The organism is Streptococcus anginosus (assembly GCF_900636475.1).
In the GTDB taxonomy this organism is placed as follows: Bacteria; Bacillota; Bacilli; order Lactobacillales; family Streptococcaceae; genus Streptococcus; species Streptococcus anginosus.
Genome location: NZ_LR134283.1, coordinates 391,442 through 406,278, shown reverse-complemented (window position 1 = coordinate 406,278; position 14,837 = coordinate 391,442). Strand labels below are relative to the sequence as shown.

Below are 14,837 nucleotides of genomic sequence, written 5' to 3'. Positions count from 1 at the left end.
AAAAATAAAAAAGTGAGACAGAAATCAGTAGTTTCGTAGAAACTTGATTTCATCGTCCCACCTCCGCATAGCTCGAAAGGTTTGGGGAACCTTTCGAGCTTGGAATGAAGCTTGACGTCAAAAGAGCTGTAAAACTTGATTTATCAACATATTTGAGTCCACTCAGCAGTGATTGATTAGGCACTTTAGTGCCAATCAATTGTGCATAGGAAACTCTACATTGACGAAAGTCAATAGAGCTTCTCCAAACTACTGCGTCTTATAATTTTGACTATATAAACAAAGGAGGCTGAGCACTTTTGCCCCAACTTCATTGTAGCTTGAAAAAATAGACACTGCTATCAGTTTTTATATTTTTGTGCCATACGTTCAATCATTTCTGTTATTTGCTCACGAATCTTTGTTGGCTCCAGCACTTCCACATTGTCTCCAAAAGAAAAAATATAGCAGTACAGACTATAGTCATTCGGAATTTCTATCTCTGCGTACAAGTTTCCTTGCTCATCTTCTTTGACTGGACAATCCAGTTCATCATATACTCTAAAAGCAACTTTTTTATTAAATTTCAGCTTGACTCGTACGACCTCTTCTAATCGCGCTTCTTTTCCCAAGCTAACATTGTCAAAGTTATCTGCAAAATGTTGTGGTAAAAGCTTTAGCTGGCTTATGCGAGAAAGTTTAAAATAACGAAAATCATTTCGGACTAAGCAAAATGCATAAAGATACCAGGATTGTCCTTTAAAAAGCAGGCGGACTGGTTTTGCTTGACGCTGGGTGCACTCTTCTTTGTTGCTAACATACGAAAAGGAAATCACTTGCTTTCTGATGATTGCATTTTTCAAATTCTGAAATAGCTCTTCATATTTCTTGCTATTGGACCAGCTGGTAAAATCTACTTCTATCCAGTTTGGTTGGTTCAATTTAAATAAAGCCGATAGTTTGGTCAAAAGCTCGTTTTCATGCAGAAGACCCGTAACCCCTAATCCTTGTAAAGCAACCAACAGTTGCTCTTTTTCCGATTGATTAAGCAAAGAACTATTTAGGACAAAATCCTCCGTCAGTCGAATGCCTCCGTCTCTGCCTTGTGTCGTGTAAATTGGAATACCTGCGCTGCTAAGTCGGTCAACATCTCGATAAATCGTTCTAACAGATACTTCAAATTGTTCTGCCAGCTCCTTCGCTGTAACGTTATCCCTTTCTAAAAGAACATACACTATTCTAAATAATCTACTCTCTGTCATAGACCGTGCCTTTCCATGAACACCTTATCTCAATTTCTCTAAAATCTTTTGAAAAGTCTCTTGATTGCTCTGCCAGTATAATATATCAGGCACCTTTTTAACTTCTGTCCACATAAAATCAATGTGCTCATCAGAAATACGAATATCTTTTTGCTTTGTTTCCACAAGAAAAAGTGTTTTAAAAATGGTCAAGTCTTCATCAATAACAACTGTGTGATGACCGACTTGCAACAGTTTTGTTAGCTCGATTTCCAGTCCAGTTTCTTCAAAAATCTCACGAATACAAGCTATTTCAGAACTTTCACCATTTTCAATGCCACCAGTAATCGGTTGCCAGAAAGAAAGTTGTTCAGTTTTAACTTTTAAGAGCAAAATTTCCTTAGCAATCGGGTTATAAATCCAGGCTTCAATGGAATATTTCATCGCAGTAGTCCCTTAGATTTCACTTTTTCTCAATTGGTGCAACACTTGCCAACAGTTTCTTTAATCCAACCTCTGGGAAATTGATTTTCAATTCTTGGCTACTATCGCTGCCTGACACTTCCAATACCGTTCCGTCTCCCCATTTTTTATGGTGAGCAATATCACCGATAGCCCAATCAATAGTCGGCTGATTAGCAGCTACATTCTTACCAAATGGCAACTGGCTAGAGGAAATGCTGCTCGGTGCAGCTTGCCGCTTGCGTTCTTGTAATGCTTGAGCGAGACTCATTCCTTGACCAAACTGAACAGCTTTGCCATTCACATAGGAAGCTTTAAAGGATGTATTAGCAGGTCGAGCCAAGCCTTGATAATCTAGCAAGCTTGAGCTAATTTCATTGAGAAAACGAGTTGGACGATTGTAGTTGGTTTTTCCGTATAGTAGGCGCGAGTTTGCATTGGTTAGGAACAAGACTTTTTCAGCACGAGTAATTCCAACATAAGCCAATCGACGCTCTTCCTCTAGCTCGTCTTCATCTTCAGCCGCGCGACTAAGTGGGAAGACATTTTCTTCCATACCGATAATGAAAACCACTGGAAATTCTAACCCCTTGGCAGCATGCAGTGTCATAAGTGTCACTTCCGAACTTTCCTGATCACCATCATCTGTATCCGCAATCAAAGCCAAATCATTGAGAAAACGGCTAAGTCTGTCTAAACCAGTCTCTTCAGTATCATTTTCTGAATCTTCGTCAAAATTCTTAGTAACAGAAAGAAATTCTTCGATATTTTCAATCCGAGCCTGACTTTCCAGCGTAGCTTGAGCTACTAATTGCTCGGTGTAACCAGTCCTTTCAAGCACCAGCTCTACCAATTCTGTCACGGTCAATTCGTCCAATTGCTCGCGCAGATTCAAAATGAGATTGGCAAAGTCAAAAACAGCCTGAGCAGCTTTCCCCTTAACAAGTGAGAGCATAATCTGCGAAGAAGCATCCAAAAGAGACATCTCTTGACCAGCTGCAAAATTACGAATTTTCTCCACTGTACCCGGTCCGACTCCCCGCTTGGGCTCATTGACCACGCGCTCAAAACTAATGTTGTCGCTAGTGTTAGCAATAAGATTGAGATAGCTGATGACATCCCGAATTTCCTTACGGCTATAAAACTTAGTCCCCCCCACCATGGTGTAAGGAATATTAGCTTTGAGGAGAGCTTCCTCAATATTCCGAGATTGGGCGTTGGTTCGGTAAAGAACAGCAAAATCCCGATAGACATAGTCAGATGTGCTAGATAGTTCATCAATGGTTTTAGCTACAAAGAGAGCTTCGTCTTGCTCATCATTAGCCCGATAATAAACAATATCTTCACCATCAGCATTTTGTGTCCAGAGATTCTTTGGACGGCGGTTGCGGTTGTTTTTGATCACATCATTAGCAGCTTGCAGAATGGTCTTAGTTGAGCGATAATTTTCTTCCAAAAGAACAACTTTAGCTTCAGGATAATCCTTTTCAAAATCCAAGATATTTTGCATATCAGCACCTCGCCAGCCATAAATAGACTGGTCGGCATCACCAACTACACAGATATTTTTAAAGCGTGAAGCCAACAGTTTAACTAGTTGGTACTGAGCGTGGTTCGTATCTTGATACTCGTCCACATGGATGTATTGATAGCGCTGCTGGTAATAAGTCAACACATCTGGATTTTTATCAAAAAGGCGCAAGGTCAGCATGATTAAGTCATCAAAGTCCATCGCTTCTGACTGACGGAGTTCTTTTTGGTACATCTCATAGCACTTCGCCACAATCTCTGTATACATGTCTCCTGCTAAAGCTGCATAGGCCACTTCATCAATCAAATCATTTTTCGCATTGGAAATAGTACCTAGAATAGTCCGTTCATTCCACTTTTTAGGATCTAAATTGAGTGTTTTGAGAATACGCTTCATCAAAGTTCGCTGCTCGCCAGGATCGACAATCGTAAAATTACGATTATAGCCGATATGGTCAGCTTCCCTACGCAAAATCCGCACGCACATCGAGTGAAAAGTCGCAATCAAGCAATCTTCTGTTGCTGGATTTAAGGAAAATGCCCGCTCCTTCATTTCTCGAGCAGCCTTATTGGTAAAGGTGATCGCCAAGATATTCCAAGGATTGACTAACTTTTCATCAATCAAATAGGCAATACGGTGGGTTAAAACACGTGTTTTTCCAGACCCAGCTCCTGCCATAATCAGCAAAGGTCCTTCTGTTGTTTGAACCGCCTCCGCCTGACGGTCATTCATACCAGTTAATAAGGGATTCATCTTTTTTCCTCTTTCAAAGTCAATGACTCTATTATAACAAAAATCACTCATAAGCTAAACTAGAAAAGAAAATCTTTACTTTATTTCTTCCCCATAAACGTTTGAAAAAACAATAAAAAAGCGTTATAATAAACATTCTGAAAGGAAAACGCATGAATAATCCAGCAAAGAATCTTAAACTCGCAGAGCGCGGTGCTATCTTAGCCATTCTAGCCTATATCGTTTTATCCATTGCTAAAATCATTGCCGGATCTGTCTTACAGTCCTCTAGTTTGACAGCCGACGGTTTTAACAATGTTTCAGATATTGTGGCTAATATTGCCGTTTTGATAGGGCTTCGTATGGCACGCAAACCGGCTGACACGGATCACAAATTTGGTCACTGGAAAATTGAAGATTTAGCCAGCCTTATCACTTCTCTTATCATGTTTTTTGTCGGATTTGATGTTTTGATTGATACCGTTCAAAAAATTATTTCTCGCCAAGAAACGACTATCGATCCCTTAGGCGCCATCGTCGGGATTATTTCCGCCTTAGTCATGACAGGAGTGTATTTTTACAATAAAGTTTTAGCAAAAAAAGCACAGTCTAAAGCACTCGACGCAGCTGCCAAAGACAATTTATCTGATGCTATTACTTCGCTTGGCACAACCATTGCAATCATCGCAAGCGCTTTAAATTTCCCGATTGTGGATAAACTGGTTGCCATCATTATTACATTTTTCATTCTTAAAACAGCTTACGAAATTTTCATGGAATCTTCTTTTAGTTTATCAGACGGTTTTGATGAAAATCTTTTAAAAGAATACAAAGAAGCCATTTTAGAAATTCCCAAAATTTCCCGTGTTAAATCTCAAAGAGGGCGGACTTACGGTAGCAACATCTACCTTGACCTCATTTTAGAAATGAATCCCGACTTGTCTGTCTATGAAAGCCACGAAATTGCCGATCAGGTTGAAAATATGCTCAAAGAGCGCTTTGGTGTCTTTGATATTGACATCCACATTGAGCCTGCTCCTATCCCCGAAGATGAAATATTGGACAATGTTTATCGAAAGCTCTTTATGAGAGAGCAATTGGTTGAGCAGGGAAGCCAATTAGAGGATTTACTAGCGCCTGAATTTGTTTACATTTCTCAGGATGGCTACCAAATGAACAAAGAGGAATTTCAAATCGAAAAAGGAAAACAATCTCCTATCAAAAATTTTCAATTAACTTCTATCAGCCAAAAAACCAAATTAATTTGTTACGAAGAAGACGGGATTATTCATACCAGCCTTTGGCGTCGTCACGAAACGTGGCAAAATATTTTCCACCAAGAAACACGAAAAAACGAGAGTGAACAACAGTCGTAATCCCATAGAAATTGACTTTCCTATCTCACTCCCACAAGGCTAACAAGGAGTTTTGCTATAAAAAACAAGGCTGAGATAAAAATATTCTCAGCCTATAATTTTTAGGAATTTATCAGTAAAGCAAACTAATTTGGTCCTCATTTCTCACAATCAATAAATCATCAAACCCAAAGCCCTCACTAAGATGACACTCCTAGTGAAAACTTTGGGTTTTGTCTTTACTTCTTCTGTGGGGGCTGATGCAACAATCAGATGTTCTCTCATTTTTTGACTTCATCTGTCGCAATATCCTCACCAAACCATTTATTTGCTATTTTTTGAAATTGACCTGTTTGATATAATTTTTTGAATGCTTGGTTTATGTTTTCAACGAGCTGCTTATCCGTTTTTCTAGCACCAACCGCAAATGATTCGCTATCAAATCCGGCTGGGAAAACATAATAATCCGGCAAAATCCCCTCTTCTTTTAAATAATAATTAGCATAAACTCGGTCAATCAACAATCCATCAATCCGGCTATTTTGCAAATCAATCAACGCCTCTGTAAAACTTTGATATTGAGCAGCTTTATGATTTTTAACCAGATTCTTCAAAAGCTCCGGATGAGCCTCAAACTCATCGTAACCCGAAGAACCTGTCTGAGCGCCAAGAATTTTATCCTTCATGTCAGCTGTTTTTGCAATATTAGATGACTTTTTAGCAACTAATACCTGCTCATTTTTCATATAAGGAATGGTGAACTGTACTTTCTTCCGCCGCTCATTGGTTGCCGAATACCCATTCCAGATAAGATCAATCGTTCCATTTGTGAGCTCCGTTTCTTTCATATCCCAATCAATCGGCTGCCAATTCACTTTTATCCCATATTCTTTAAAAACAGCATTTGCCAAGTCAATATCAAAACCAACATATTGACCATTTTTTTGTTCAAATCCCATAGGAACAAATGTATTGTCAAAACCAATAGTAATGCTCTTTTTTTGTTGGTATTTTGACCAATTATCTACTTTAGGGTTGCTAACATTGCTACAAGCTGTAAGGAGCAAAAAAAGAATCAAACCACAGAGCATAAGAACATAACGTTTTATCTTCATATTTTCCTCCTACTTAGGCTGCACTTTGAGAATCGTATCTGCAATATTTTCTGCAAACTGCAAATCATGGGTCACCACAATTTGCATCATTCCTAGCTCACGATTCTGAAGAATCAACTTTTCAACTTCAAGACGCAATTCCGGATCCAATGCGGAAGTTGGCTCATCATAACCGATAATTTCTGGGTCAATCATCATCGCACGAGCTAATGCTACACGCTGTTTTTGACCACCTGATAAAGAATAAGGATACGCTTTTGCATATTCTGCTAGTCCCAATCGGGTCAACAAGCTAATTGCTTTCTTTTCTGCGTCCTCTTTTGTAAAATTTTTTGTTTTAATGGGTGATAAAGTTAAATTCTCCAGAACCGTTAAATGTGGAAATAGCTGAAAATCTTGAAACACAAATCCCAATAAATTACGTTTTTCAAGTTCATCCAAGGGAAGCTCTTCGCCATTGTAAATAATGTCACCCGAATCAATTGTTTCCAAGCCAGCTAACATCCGCAATAATGTCGTTTTCCCGCCGCCAGACGGTCCTACAATGGCAAGGATTTGCTTTTCTGGCACCTTTAAATTCAAGTCGGAAATAATTTGCTTTTCGCCAAAACGTTTGCTAATATTCTTTAATTCTAACATAAGCGCCTCCTACTTATAGTAACTATATCTCTTTTCAACTTGCTTCGATACAATCGTCACAAGACCAATCAAGACAAGGTAAATAGCCCCTGCTATAAACATCGGTGCTAAACTCGCATCACGATTGGCTGCAGTCCGACTAGCCAAGATTAAATCGGAAACACCAAGCGCATAAACAAGGGATGTATCTTTTACCAACGTCATCACTTCATTAAAGACACTCGGAAGCACCACTTTGACAACTTGCGGTAAAATAATAAACCGTATCGTTTGAAATGGTGTAAACTTCAAAACCTTAGCCGCCTCATATTGTCCTGCTGGAATAGATAAAATCCCACCACGGAAAATTTCGGCGAAATAAGCAGCATAATTTAGCGTGAATGCTATGATAGCTGCTGGAAGCCGATCCAAACGTACACCAATACTTGGCAACACATAATAAATAAAAATTAGTTGTAACAAGAGAGGTGTACCGCGCATAATCCAAATATAAATATTTATAAGCCAATGAAGCAGCTTAAAGTGGATTTGCATTAAAAAGGAAATCACAATTCCAAGTGGTATGGATAAAACTAAGACTAAAACAAATACTTGCAAAGTCACCAATGCGCTATTTAATAAGCTTGGCAAAACTTCAAAAATATAGTTCATGCGTACACCTCCTAAATAAATATTTATCATTATATCAAAAATTTTTATATATTCAACATCTTTTTGAAAATATATCCATGAATTTTTACTAAATATCGCAAAAACTTCATTTTCCAAAGAATAAAAAAACAAAATAGTTGAACTACTTTGTTTTAATAAATCCAAATTGATTAAGCGGGAGTACTCTAAATGAGATGACTCCTTTAATTTGTTTCTCTGTAATCAAGCCGAACTTCCGACTATCTTCCATATCTTGTCGATTATCATTCAGAATCAGATACGACTGCGCTGGAATTTTATTTGCATTCGATTTAGTTAATGTCCGAATGGTGAAATCATGAGTGAAATAACCCGTACTAGTAGCTTTTGCTAAGTACTCTTCCTTAGCCTTCGTTAAATAATCTTCTGACTTGATTTTATTATTTAAGTAAAGAACATCATCCATATAAACAACGGAGTCATTTTCTAGACCAATGACACGTCCGACATGCTCTTTTCTCTTCACCTCGTACAAGACAAAATCATCTCTTTTGATTGCTTCATTTTTATTGGCAATAACAACATCTTTATCTTGCAAAAAATGATTCGCATCTTTTGCAGTAATCCTGTATGGTGTAAAAATAAAAATTCGCAAACAAGCAATGATTATCACAACAATAGATAAAAAAATAACATTCCTAATTAAATCTCTTTTAACCATAGTCTCTCCTCTTCTTCTACTCATTATATCATGTTTTCAGAAAATAAACAAAGGTAGGAAAGTCAACTCTTATCTCTGCTCCCATTTACAACTAAAAAGCCTATCAATCAGATAATCGTTGGATTGATAGGCTAGTTTTCTGAATGAAATAGATTAACGGACTGTACGGATACGCATCGTATTTGTTCCACCAGTTCCGACCGGAACACCAGCTACAATCACAATATTGTCGCCAGATTCTACAAGACCACTTTCAAGAGCAACTTTTTCAGCAACTTCAAACATATCATCAGTAGATGCAGGTTTTTCAGTTACTACTGGAATAACACCCCAGTTCAACATCAATGAACGTTGTGTCAATTCATCAAATGTAATTGCCAAGATGTCAGCATCTGGACGATATTTAGAAATCAAACGAGCTGTATTTCCTGATTCAGTCATTGTTACAACCAATTTGATGTCCATTGAGTTTGTAGCATCTTTAACAGCTGAAGCCACAACTTCTGTCTTAGAACTACGTGCGTAATCAACTGATGACAAGCGTCCATACTCGTTCAATAGAGTTTGAGCGTTTTTATCAATTGTAGCCATTGTTGTTACAGATTCAAGTGGGTATTTACCATTTGCAGATTCACCTGAAAGCATTGTTGCATCTGTTCCGTCAATAACAGCGTTAAATACGTCTGATACTTCTGAACGAGTCGCACGTGGTTTTTCAGTCATTGTTTCAAGCATGTTTGTTGCTGTGATCGCAATTTTACCAGCTGCATTGACTTTTGTGATAATCATTTTTTGGTAAACTGGAACCATTTCAAATGGTACTTCAATACCCATATCACCACGAGCAATCATGATACCGTCCGCTACTTCAAGGATTTCATCCAAGTTTTCGATACCTTGTTGGTTTTCGATTTTAGCGAACAATTTCACATGTCCATTACCAGTTTCTTCACAGATTGCACGAACTTCGTTGACGTCTTTTGCAGTACGTACGAATGAAATAGCGATAAAGTTGATTCCTTGTTCAAGACCAAAACGAATATCGTCATTGTCACGTTCAGCAAGTGCTGGGAAAGGAATTTTTGTATTTGGAATATTAACACCTTTTTGTTTAGCGATAATACCGTCGTTTTCAACTTCTACTTCAAATTCACGTGTAACAGGATCTTTTGCAATAACGCGAAGACCAAGTTTACCGTCATCAACAAGAACTTGTTTTCCAACTTCAACATCGTCATAGATATCAAGTGCACCAGCAACATTCAATGCGATAACTTCACGAGTTGATTTGATACCTTGTTTAGTTGCAACACGGATTTTTTCACCTGTTTTGTAAGAATATTCTTTAGCATCGCCTTCAAATAATTCTGTACGGATTTCAGGACCTTTGGTATCAAGAAGATAACCAACTTTTTGACCAGCAATTTCTTCAGCACGATGAACAGTAGCCATACGGTCACCTTGCTCTGCGTGGTCACCATGTGAGAAGTTGAAACGGAAAGTATTAGCTCCAGCTTCGATCAATTTAGCGATATTTTGCGCTGATGCTTCAACGTCAAGCTTTTCACCCCAATATCCGTCTTCACCGAATCTTTTACCACCACGGATTTCTACCGCAGGACCTAAAGTTGCAACGATTTTTACACGTTTATTCATGATATATGAAAACTCCTTTTTATTTAAATGGTCTTTATGACCAGAATAACAAATTAAAATTACATTGAAATACTACGGTTTAATTTAGCGAGATCAAGATCAGCTTTGTGTGGATTATTAACAATAATCTTACCGTCTTCTGTTAAACTAAACAAAGCACCTTCTTCTGCTGTACCGAGAATTGGATTTTCAACCATTTGTTCGTTTCGAATACCAACCGCAACACCACCAATACCTTTTTTAAGAAGGCTAACGGCATGAGCACCCATACGTGAAGCAAGAACACGGTCACGTGCAGTTGGTGAGCCACCACGTTGAATATGTCCAAGTTCCGTCACACGAAGATCGCTCACATCACCAGCTTCTTTCAACTTCTTACCAAATTCATCGGCCGACATAACACCCTCTGCCAGAACGATAATGTTATGCTTCTTTCCTTCTTCATAGCCACGTTTAATGCTAGCGACGATATCCTCAATCTTAAAGTCTTCTTCGGGAACGATGATTTCATCAGCTCCTGTAGCAATACCAGCCCAGAGAGCAATGTCTCCAGCATTGCGTCCCATGACTTCAACAACAAAAGTACGACGGTGACTAGATGATGTGTCACGAATCTTATCAATGGCGTCCATTGCAGTTGTTACAGCAGTATCAAAGCCGATTGTGAAGTCTGTACCAACAATATCATTGTCAATCGTGCCAGGAAGTCCGACAGCTGGGAAACCATGTTCTGTCAAACGCATAGCACCATGGTAAGAACCATCACCACCGATAACTACGACTCCTTCAATACCATGTTTTTTAAGTTGCTCAATCCCTTTTAATTGTCCTTCTAATTGGGCAAATTCTGGATAACGAGCTGAGTGAAGGAAAGTACCACCACGTGAAATAATATCTCCAACTGATGCAGCATCAAGCGGATAAATTTCACCAGCAACCATACCGGCATAGCCGTCATAGATACCGTAAACTTCCATTCCTTCTGAAATTGCTTTACGAACAACTGCACGGATAGCAGCGTTCATACCAGGGGCATCACCACCACTAGTCAAAACAGCAATACGTTTCATTCGTTTGCGCTCCTTTTTCTTTTTACATTCACCCTTGATTATACCACAATCAAAATCAAAATTCCTCTTTTTTCCTAACTTTTTATTGATAAATCGTTTTCATGGTTATTTTTTTCAATTCTTCTTGTAATTTCTCTGATTTTTGAACACGATATTGAGTAATTGCTACTGTTTTTCTTTCTTTTTCATATCGAAGAACAACCGGGATATCTCCTCGAAATTGTCGTAAAATAGCGGATATTGCTGCATCGCTTTTATGATCTTCTACTTGTATCCAAAAACGTTCTGTAACAGCTTCCTGCAAATCATTTAAAATCAGCTGCAAACGCTCCTCGCGTTTTTGAACCCGACCATTCAGATAATAAAAGCCTTTTTCATGCAAACCTTTGCTGAACTGTTTAAAAGCATCTGGAAAGACTGTTACCTCCATTTTTCTTTTAGCATCACTCACTTGTAAGAAGGCCATATTTTCACCCGTTTTGGTACGGATAACACGAATGGACAAAATCTCTACTAAAATCGTTGCATGATTGTTTTCAACCAAGTCTTGAATAGGGGTAAAGGCTTGAGTAGCAGATTTTGCAAGTTTTACCAAGGGATGCTCGCTCAAACCGACACCGATAATTTCTTTTTCTAACTCAAATTTTTCTGCTTCTGTATAATCCTCTGCTTCTGTCCAGCTATAATTTGTATCTGCAAAAAGACTGCCCAGCTCATCTGCAAAGACAAATAAGTTCGGAAGATTTTGTAGGATTTTTTGGCGATTCTTTTCAAATACATCAAACAAACCGACTTGTACCAAAGGGGTTATCAACTGAATCTTATGATATTGCGTTGGCAACTTCATAATAAAATCTTCCACATTTGTAAATGGGCGGTTTTCAATAATCCAATAAGCAAAATCTCGTGGCAAACCTTTGATATTTTTCAGTCCTAAATAAATCTGCTTATCTTGAAACTTATCTCTATAAGGAATGTTATTGATATTTAAAGAAGCAACTTGAAAGTCGAATTCTAGCGCATCTGTGATGTAATCACTGCTTGAATAATTCAGCATAATATCAAAGAAAATATCAGGATAATGCACCTTGAAATAAGCCAACTGAAAAGCAAGTGCAGAATAGGCATAAGCGTGACTACGGTTGAAGCCATAACCTGCAAACTTTTCCATAACTGCAAATACTTCTTTTGCTTTAACCTCAGAATGCCCAAGTTCGAGAGCTCCTGTGACAAATTCTGCTTCCATTTTGTGCATTTCGGCAACATTTTTCTTACCCATAGCACGACGTAAAATGTCAGCTTTTCCGAGTGAAAAGCCCCCAAACCGTTGCGCCACTTGCATTACTTGCTCTTGATAGAGCATAATACCGTAAGTTGGCGCCAAGATGTCTTCCAAACTTGGGTCCAGCATTTCTACTTTTTCTTGTCCATGCTTTCTTCTGACAAAATTATCTATATAGTCACTAGCTCCTGGACGATTGAGTGAAGTTGTTGCAACCACTTCTTCAAATTGAGCAGGCTGCACCCGTTTCAAAAGGTTAATGGCACCTGCTTGCTCAAATTGAAAAATCCCTTTGGTTCTACCAGCAGCAAAGAGCTGTAAGGTTGCTGTATCTTCTAAGTTAATCTTTGAAATATCAATAGCGACACCGTATTTCTCCAAAGCTGCTTCTTTCATTCGTTGAACAAAAGTCAGATTGCGCAAGCCAAGGAAATCCATCTTGAGCAGACCGTTACTTTCAACCCCATGTGCATCATATTGCGTGATATACATATCTTCCCCGTATTTAAGTGGAATGTGATCTGTCAAATCATTGTCACTCATCACCACACCCGCTGCATGGATAGAGGTTTGACGAGGGTTCCCTTCAATTTTTTTCGTAATTTCAAAAGCTTTTTGATATTCCAGCTTACTGTTGATAATCTGGCGGAAGGACATATTCTTTTCATAAGCAGATGTCAGATTATCTCGAAAACTAATTTTACGGGTAATATTGGTCAATTCATACTCTGGAACACCATAACGTTTAAAAACATCACGAATCGCTTGCTTAGCTCCAAAAGTCGAATAGGTCACGATTTGAGCTGCATGCATGGTTCCATAACGATCGCGGACATAGCGAATAAATTCTGGACGATAGACATCAGGAATGTCAATATCAATATCGGGCATAGTATAACGTTCTACATTTAAAAAACGCTCAAAAAGAAGATTTTTCTCAACAGGATCAATCCCTGTAATCTCTAGCGCATAGGCAACCAGACTTCCAACTGCAGACCCACGCCCCATACCCATATAATAGCCCTGACTACGACCAAAACGCAATAAATCCCAGACAATCAAAAAGTAGTCGTCAAAACCCATTTGGTGGATGACAGACAGCTCTTGCTGCAATCGCTCTTTATAAACCAGACTATTTAACCTTTTTTTCTCTAGCCCTGCTTCTGCTCGTTCTTGTAATTCTTCTGCTGCTGGTCGTTCTGGATTAAAACGTGGTAATTTCAACTCTGTATTGATTTCGTAATGAATGCCTGCAACTAGCCGCTTTAAATTATCCAGACTTTCTGGATAATTTTCTTGAAAGGATTGTGTGAATTGCTCAGGTGATAAGAGATACTCGTGATTTGGCAAATTTCCAACTTCCCGCAAGCTACTATTTTCACGAATGGCACATAGCATTTGCAAGGTTTCTAAATCGCCTGCATCAAAATAGCGAACTGTCTGCAAAGGTAAGGTTGCATGAGAAAACGCCTGCTTAGGAGTGTCAGGAAATACGCCAATATAAAACTCTCGTCCCAAATCTAAGGCTTCAATGCCCTCAAACACAGGCACAATAATCGCTATCCCTTCCAATAAGTGCTGAAATTCTTCCCACTTGCTTTTTCCTATCATCTTTAAAGTAGAAAGTTTCATTAAATTGCGATAACCTTGACTGTCAAGAGCTAGAAAGCGAAGATTAAGAGGAAGTCCAGTATAATCCAAGGTCATTTCCACGCCTAAAAGCGGCTGAATCCCTTGCTCGGTCGCCGTTTCCATGAAATGATAAGCCCCATAGAGATTATCAATATCCATTATCCCTAGAGTTTGATAGCCTAAATTTTTAGCTGTTTCTACATATTTTTTTATAGAAATCAAACTATCCATAAATGTATAAACAGTTTTGGTATCTAATTGAGCAACCACGGCATCCTCCTTTGATCTTTCTTTTTTCTATTATACTAAATTTCTGGCTTGCTTGCTAAAGAAAAAATAATAGAAGTTTTTTCTAAAGGCTTGCTATTTTTTAAAAAATATTGTATTATTTAATTAGAACAAAGATACAGAAGAAAGGAGAAATTATGAGTTGGACTTTTGATAATAATCTTCCCATTTATTTGCAAATCATGGACAGGATAAAACTACAAATCATCTCCAATCAACTGCATGCTGGCGAAAAGCTACCTGCTGTTAGAGAATTGGCTGCTGAAGCGGGGGTCAATCCAAATACAATCCAGCGTGCTTTATCTGACTTGGAAAAGAAAGGGTTTGTCTATTCTCAACGAACATCAGGACGTTTCGTCACAGATAACCGCGACTTGATTTTACAAGCAAGACAAAAACTTTCTGAGGAGGAAGTAAGAAAATTTGTAGAAAATATGACTCGCTTCGGTTATCACAAAGACGAATTACCAACTATCATTGCAGATTATATAAAAGGAGTTTAGG

12 protein-coding genes are annotated in these 14,837 nt (G+C 38.4%); 2 read left to right on the top strand and 10 right to left on the bottom strand.

Going from position 1 to position 14,837, the window contains the following annotated elements; genetic code table 11:
• Window positions 1-341 precede the first annotated feature (341 nt).
• Genes EL079_RS02000 through pcrA form a run of 3 tightly spaced genes read right to left on the bottom strand, consistent with a single transcriptional unit; the run spans window position 342 to window position 3,966 of the window.
• The gene (locus EL079_RS02000; protein ID WP_018543521.1) at window positions 342-1,241 is read right to left on the bottom strand and encodes a helix-turn-helix transcriptional regulator; all 900 of its coding nucleotides are present in this window, start codon (window positions 1,239-1,241) and stop codon (window positions 342-344) included.
• A gap of 24 nt (window positions 1,242-1,265) precedes the next feature.
• Window positions 1,266-1,664 (bottom strand): NUDIX hydrolase, encoded by a 399-nt coding sequence (locus EL079_RS01995; RefSeq protein ID WP_003032515.1) that lies wholly within the window; start codon window positions 1,662-1,664, stop codon window positions 1,266-1,268.
• A gap of 19 nt (window positions 1,665-1,683) precedes the next feature.
• On the bottom strand, window positions 1,684-3,966 hold the full coding sequence (gene pcrA / locus EL079_RS01990) for a DNA helicase PcrA (RefSeq protein WP_003032568.1): 2,283 nt from the start codon (window positions 3,964-3,966) through the stop codon (window positions 1,684-1,686).
• A 152-nt stretch (window positions 3,967-4,118) separates the two neighbouring features.
• Here pcrA and EL079_RS01985 point away from each other — a divergent pair, with 152 nt between their 5' ends.
• On the top strand, window positions 4,119-5,321 hold the full coding sequence (locus tag EL079_RS01985) for a cation diffusion facilitator family transporter (RefSeq protein WP_003032571.1): 1,203 nt from the start codon (window positions 4,119-4,121) through the stop codon (window positions 5,319-5,321).
• A 260-nt stretch (window positions 5,322-5,581) separates the two neighbouring features.
• Here EL079_RS01985 and EL079_RS01980 read toward each other — a convergent pair whose 3' ends face one another.
• The 7 genes from EL079_RS01980 to EL079_RS01950 form a co-directional block, all read right to left on the bottom strand.
• Window positions 5,582-6,415 carry an amino acid ABC transporter substrate-binding protein gene (locus EL079_RS01980; protein WP_018543522.1) on the bottom strand — a complete coding sequence of 278 codons (834 nt, stop codon included), beginning with the start codon at window positions 6,413-6,415 and terminating at the stop codon, window positions 5,582-5,584.
• 9 nt (window positions 6,416-6,424) lie between these two features.
• Window positions 6,425-7,054, bottom strand: a complete 630-nt coding sequence (locus tag EL079_RS01975) for an amino acid ABC transporter ATP-binding protein (RefSeq protein WP_003032573.1) — start codon at window positions 7,052-7,054, stop codon at window positions 6,425-6,427.
• 9 nt (window positions 7,055-7,063) lie between these two features.
• Entirely contained in the window at window positions 7,064-7,705 is a 642-nt protein-coding gene (locus EL079_RS01970) for an amino acid ABC transporter permease (RefSeq protein ID WP_003032494.1), read from the bottom strand.
• A 142-nt stretch (window positions 7,706-7,847) separates the two neighbouring features.
• Window positions 7,848-8,405 carry a signal peptidase I gene (lepB, locus tag EL079_RS01965; protein ID WP_003032497.1) on the bottom strand — a complete coding sequence of 186 codons (558 nt, stop codon included), beginning with the start codon at window positions 8,403-8,405 and terminating at the stop codon, window positions 7,848-7,850.
• Window positions 8,406-8,558: 153 nt separating this feature from the next.
• The gene (gene pyk, locus EL079_RS01960) at window positions 8,559-10,061 is read right to left on the bottom strand and encodes a pyruvate kinase (protein ID WP_003032509.1); all 1,503 of its coding nucleotides are present in this window, start codon (window positions 10,059-10,061) and stop codon (window positions 8,559-8,561) included.
• A gap of 59 nt (window positions 10,062-10,120) precedes the next feature.
• Window positions 10,121-11,131 (bottom strand): 6-phosphofructokinase, encoded by a 1,011-nt coding sequence (pfkA, locus tag EL079_RS01955; protein WP_003032502.1) that lies wholly within the window; start codon window positions 11,129-11,131, stop codon window positions 10,121-10,123.
• A gap of 82 nt (window positions 11,132-11,213) precedes the next feature.
• Window positions 11,214-14,315: a DNA polymerase III subunit alpha gene (locus EL079_RS01950; protein ID WP_003032519.1), complete on the bottom strand. Its 3,102-nt coding sequence runs from the start codon at window positions 14,313-14,315 to the stop codon at window positions 11,214-11,216.
• A 155-nt stretch (window positions 14,316-14,470) separates the two neighbouring features.
• Between EL079_RS01950 and EL079_RS01945 the strand changes: the two genes are divergently transcribed.
• Complete coding sequence (locus tag EL079_RS01945; RefSeq protein ID WP_003032491.1) at window positions 14,471-14,836, top strand: GntR family transcriptional regulator; 366 nt, start codon at window positions 14,471-14,473, stop codon at window positions 14,834-14,836.
• The last annotated feature ends 1 nt before the right edge of the window (window position 14,837 follow it).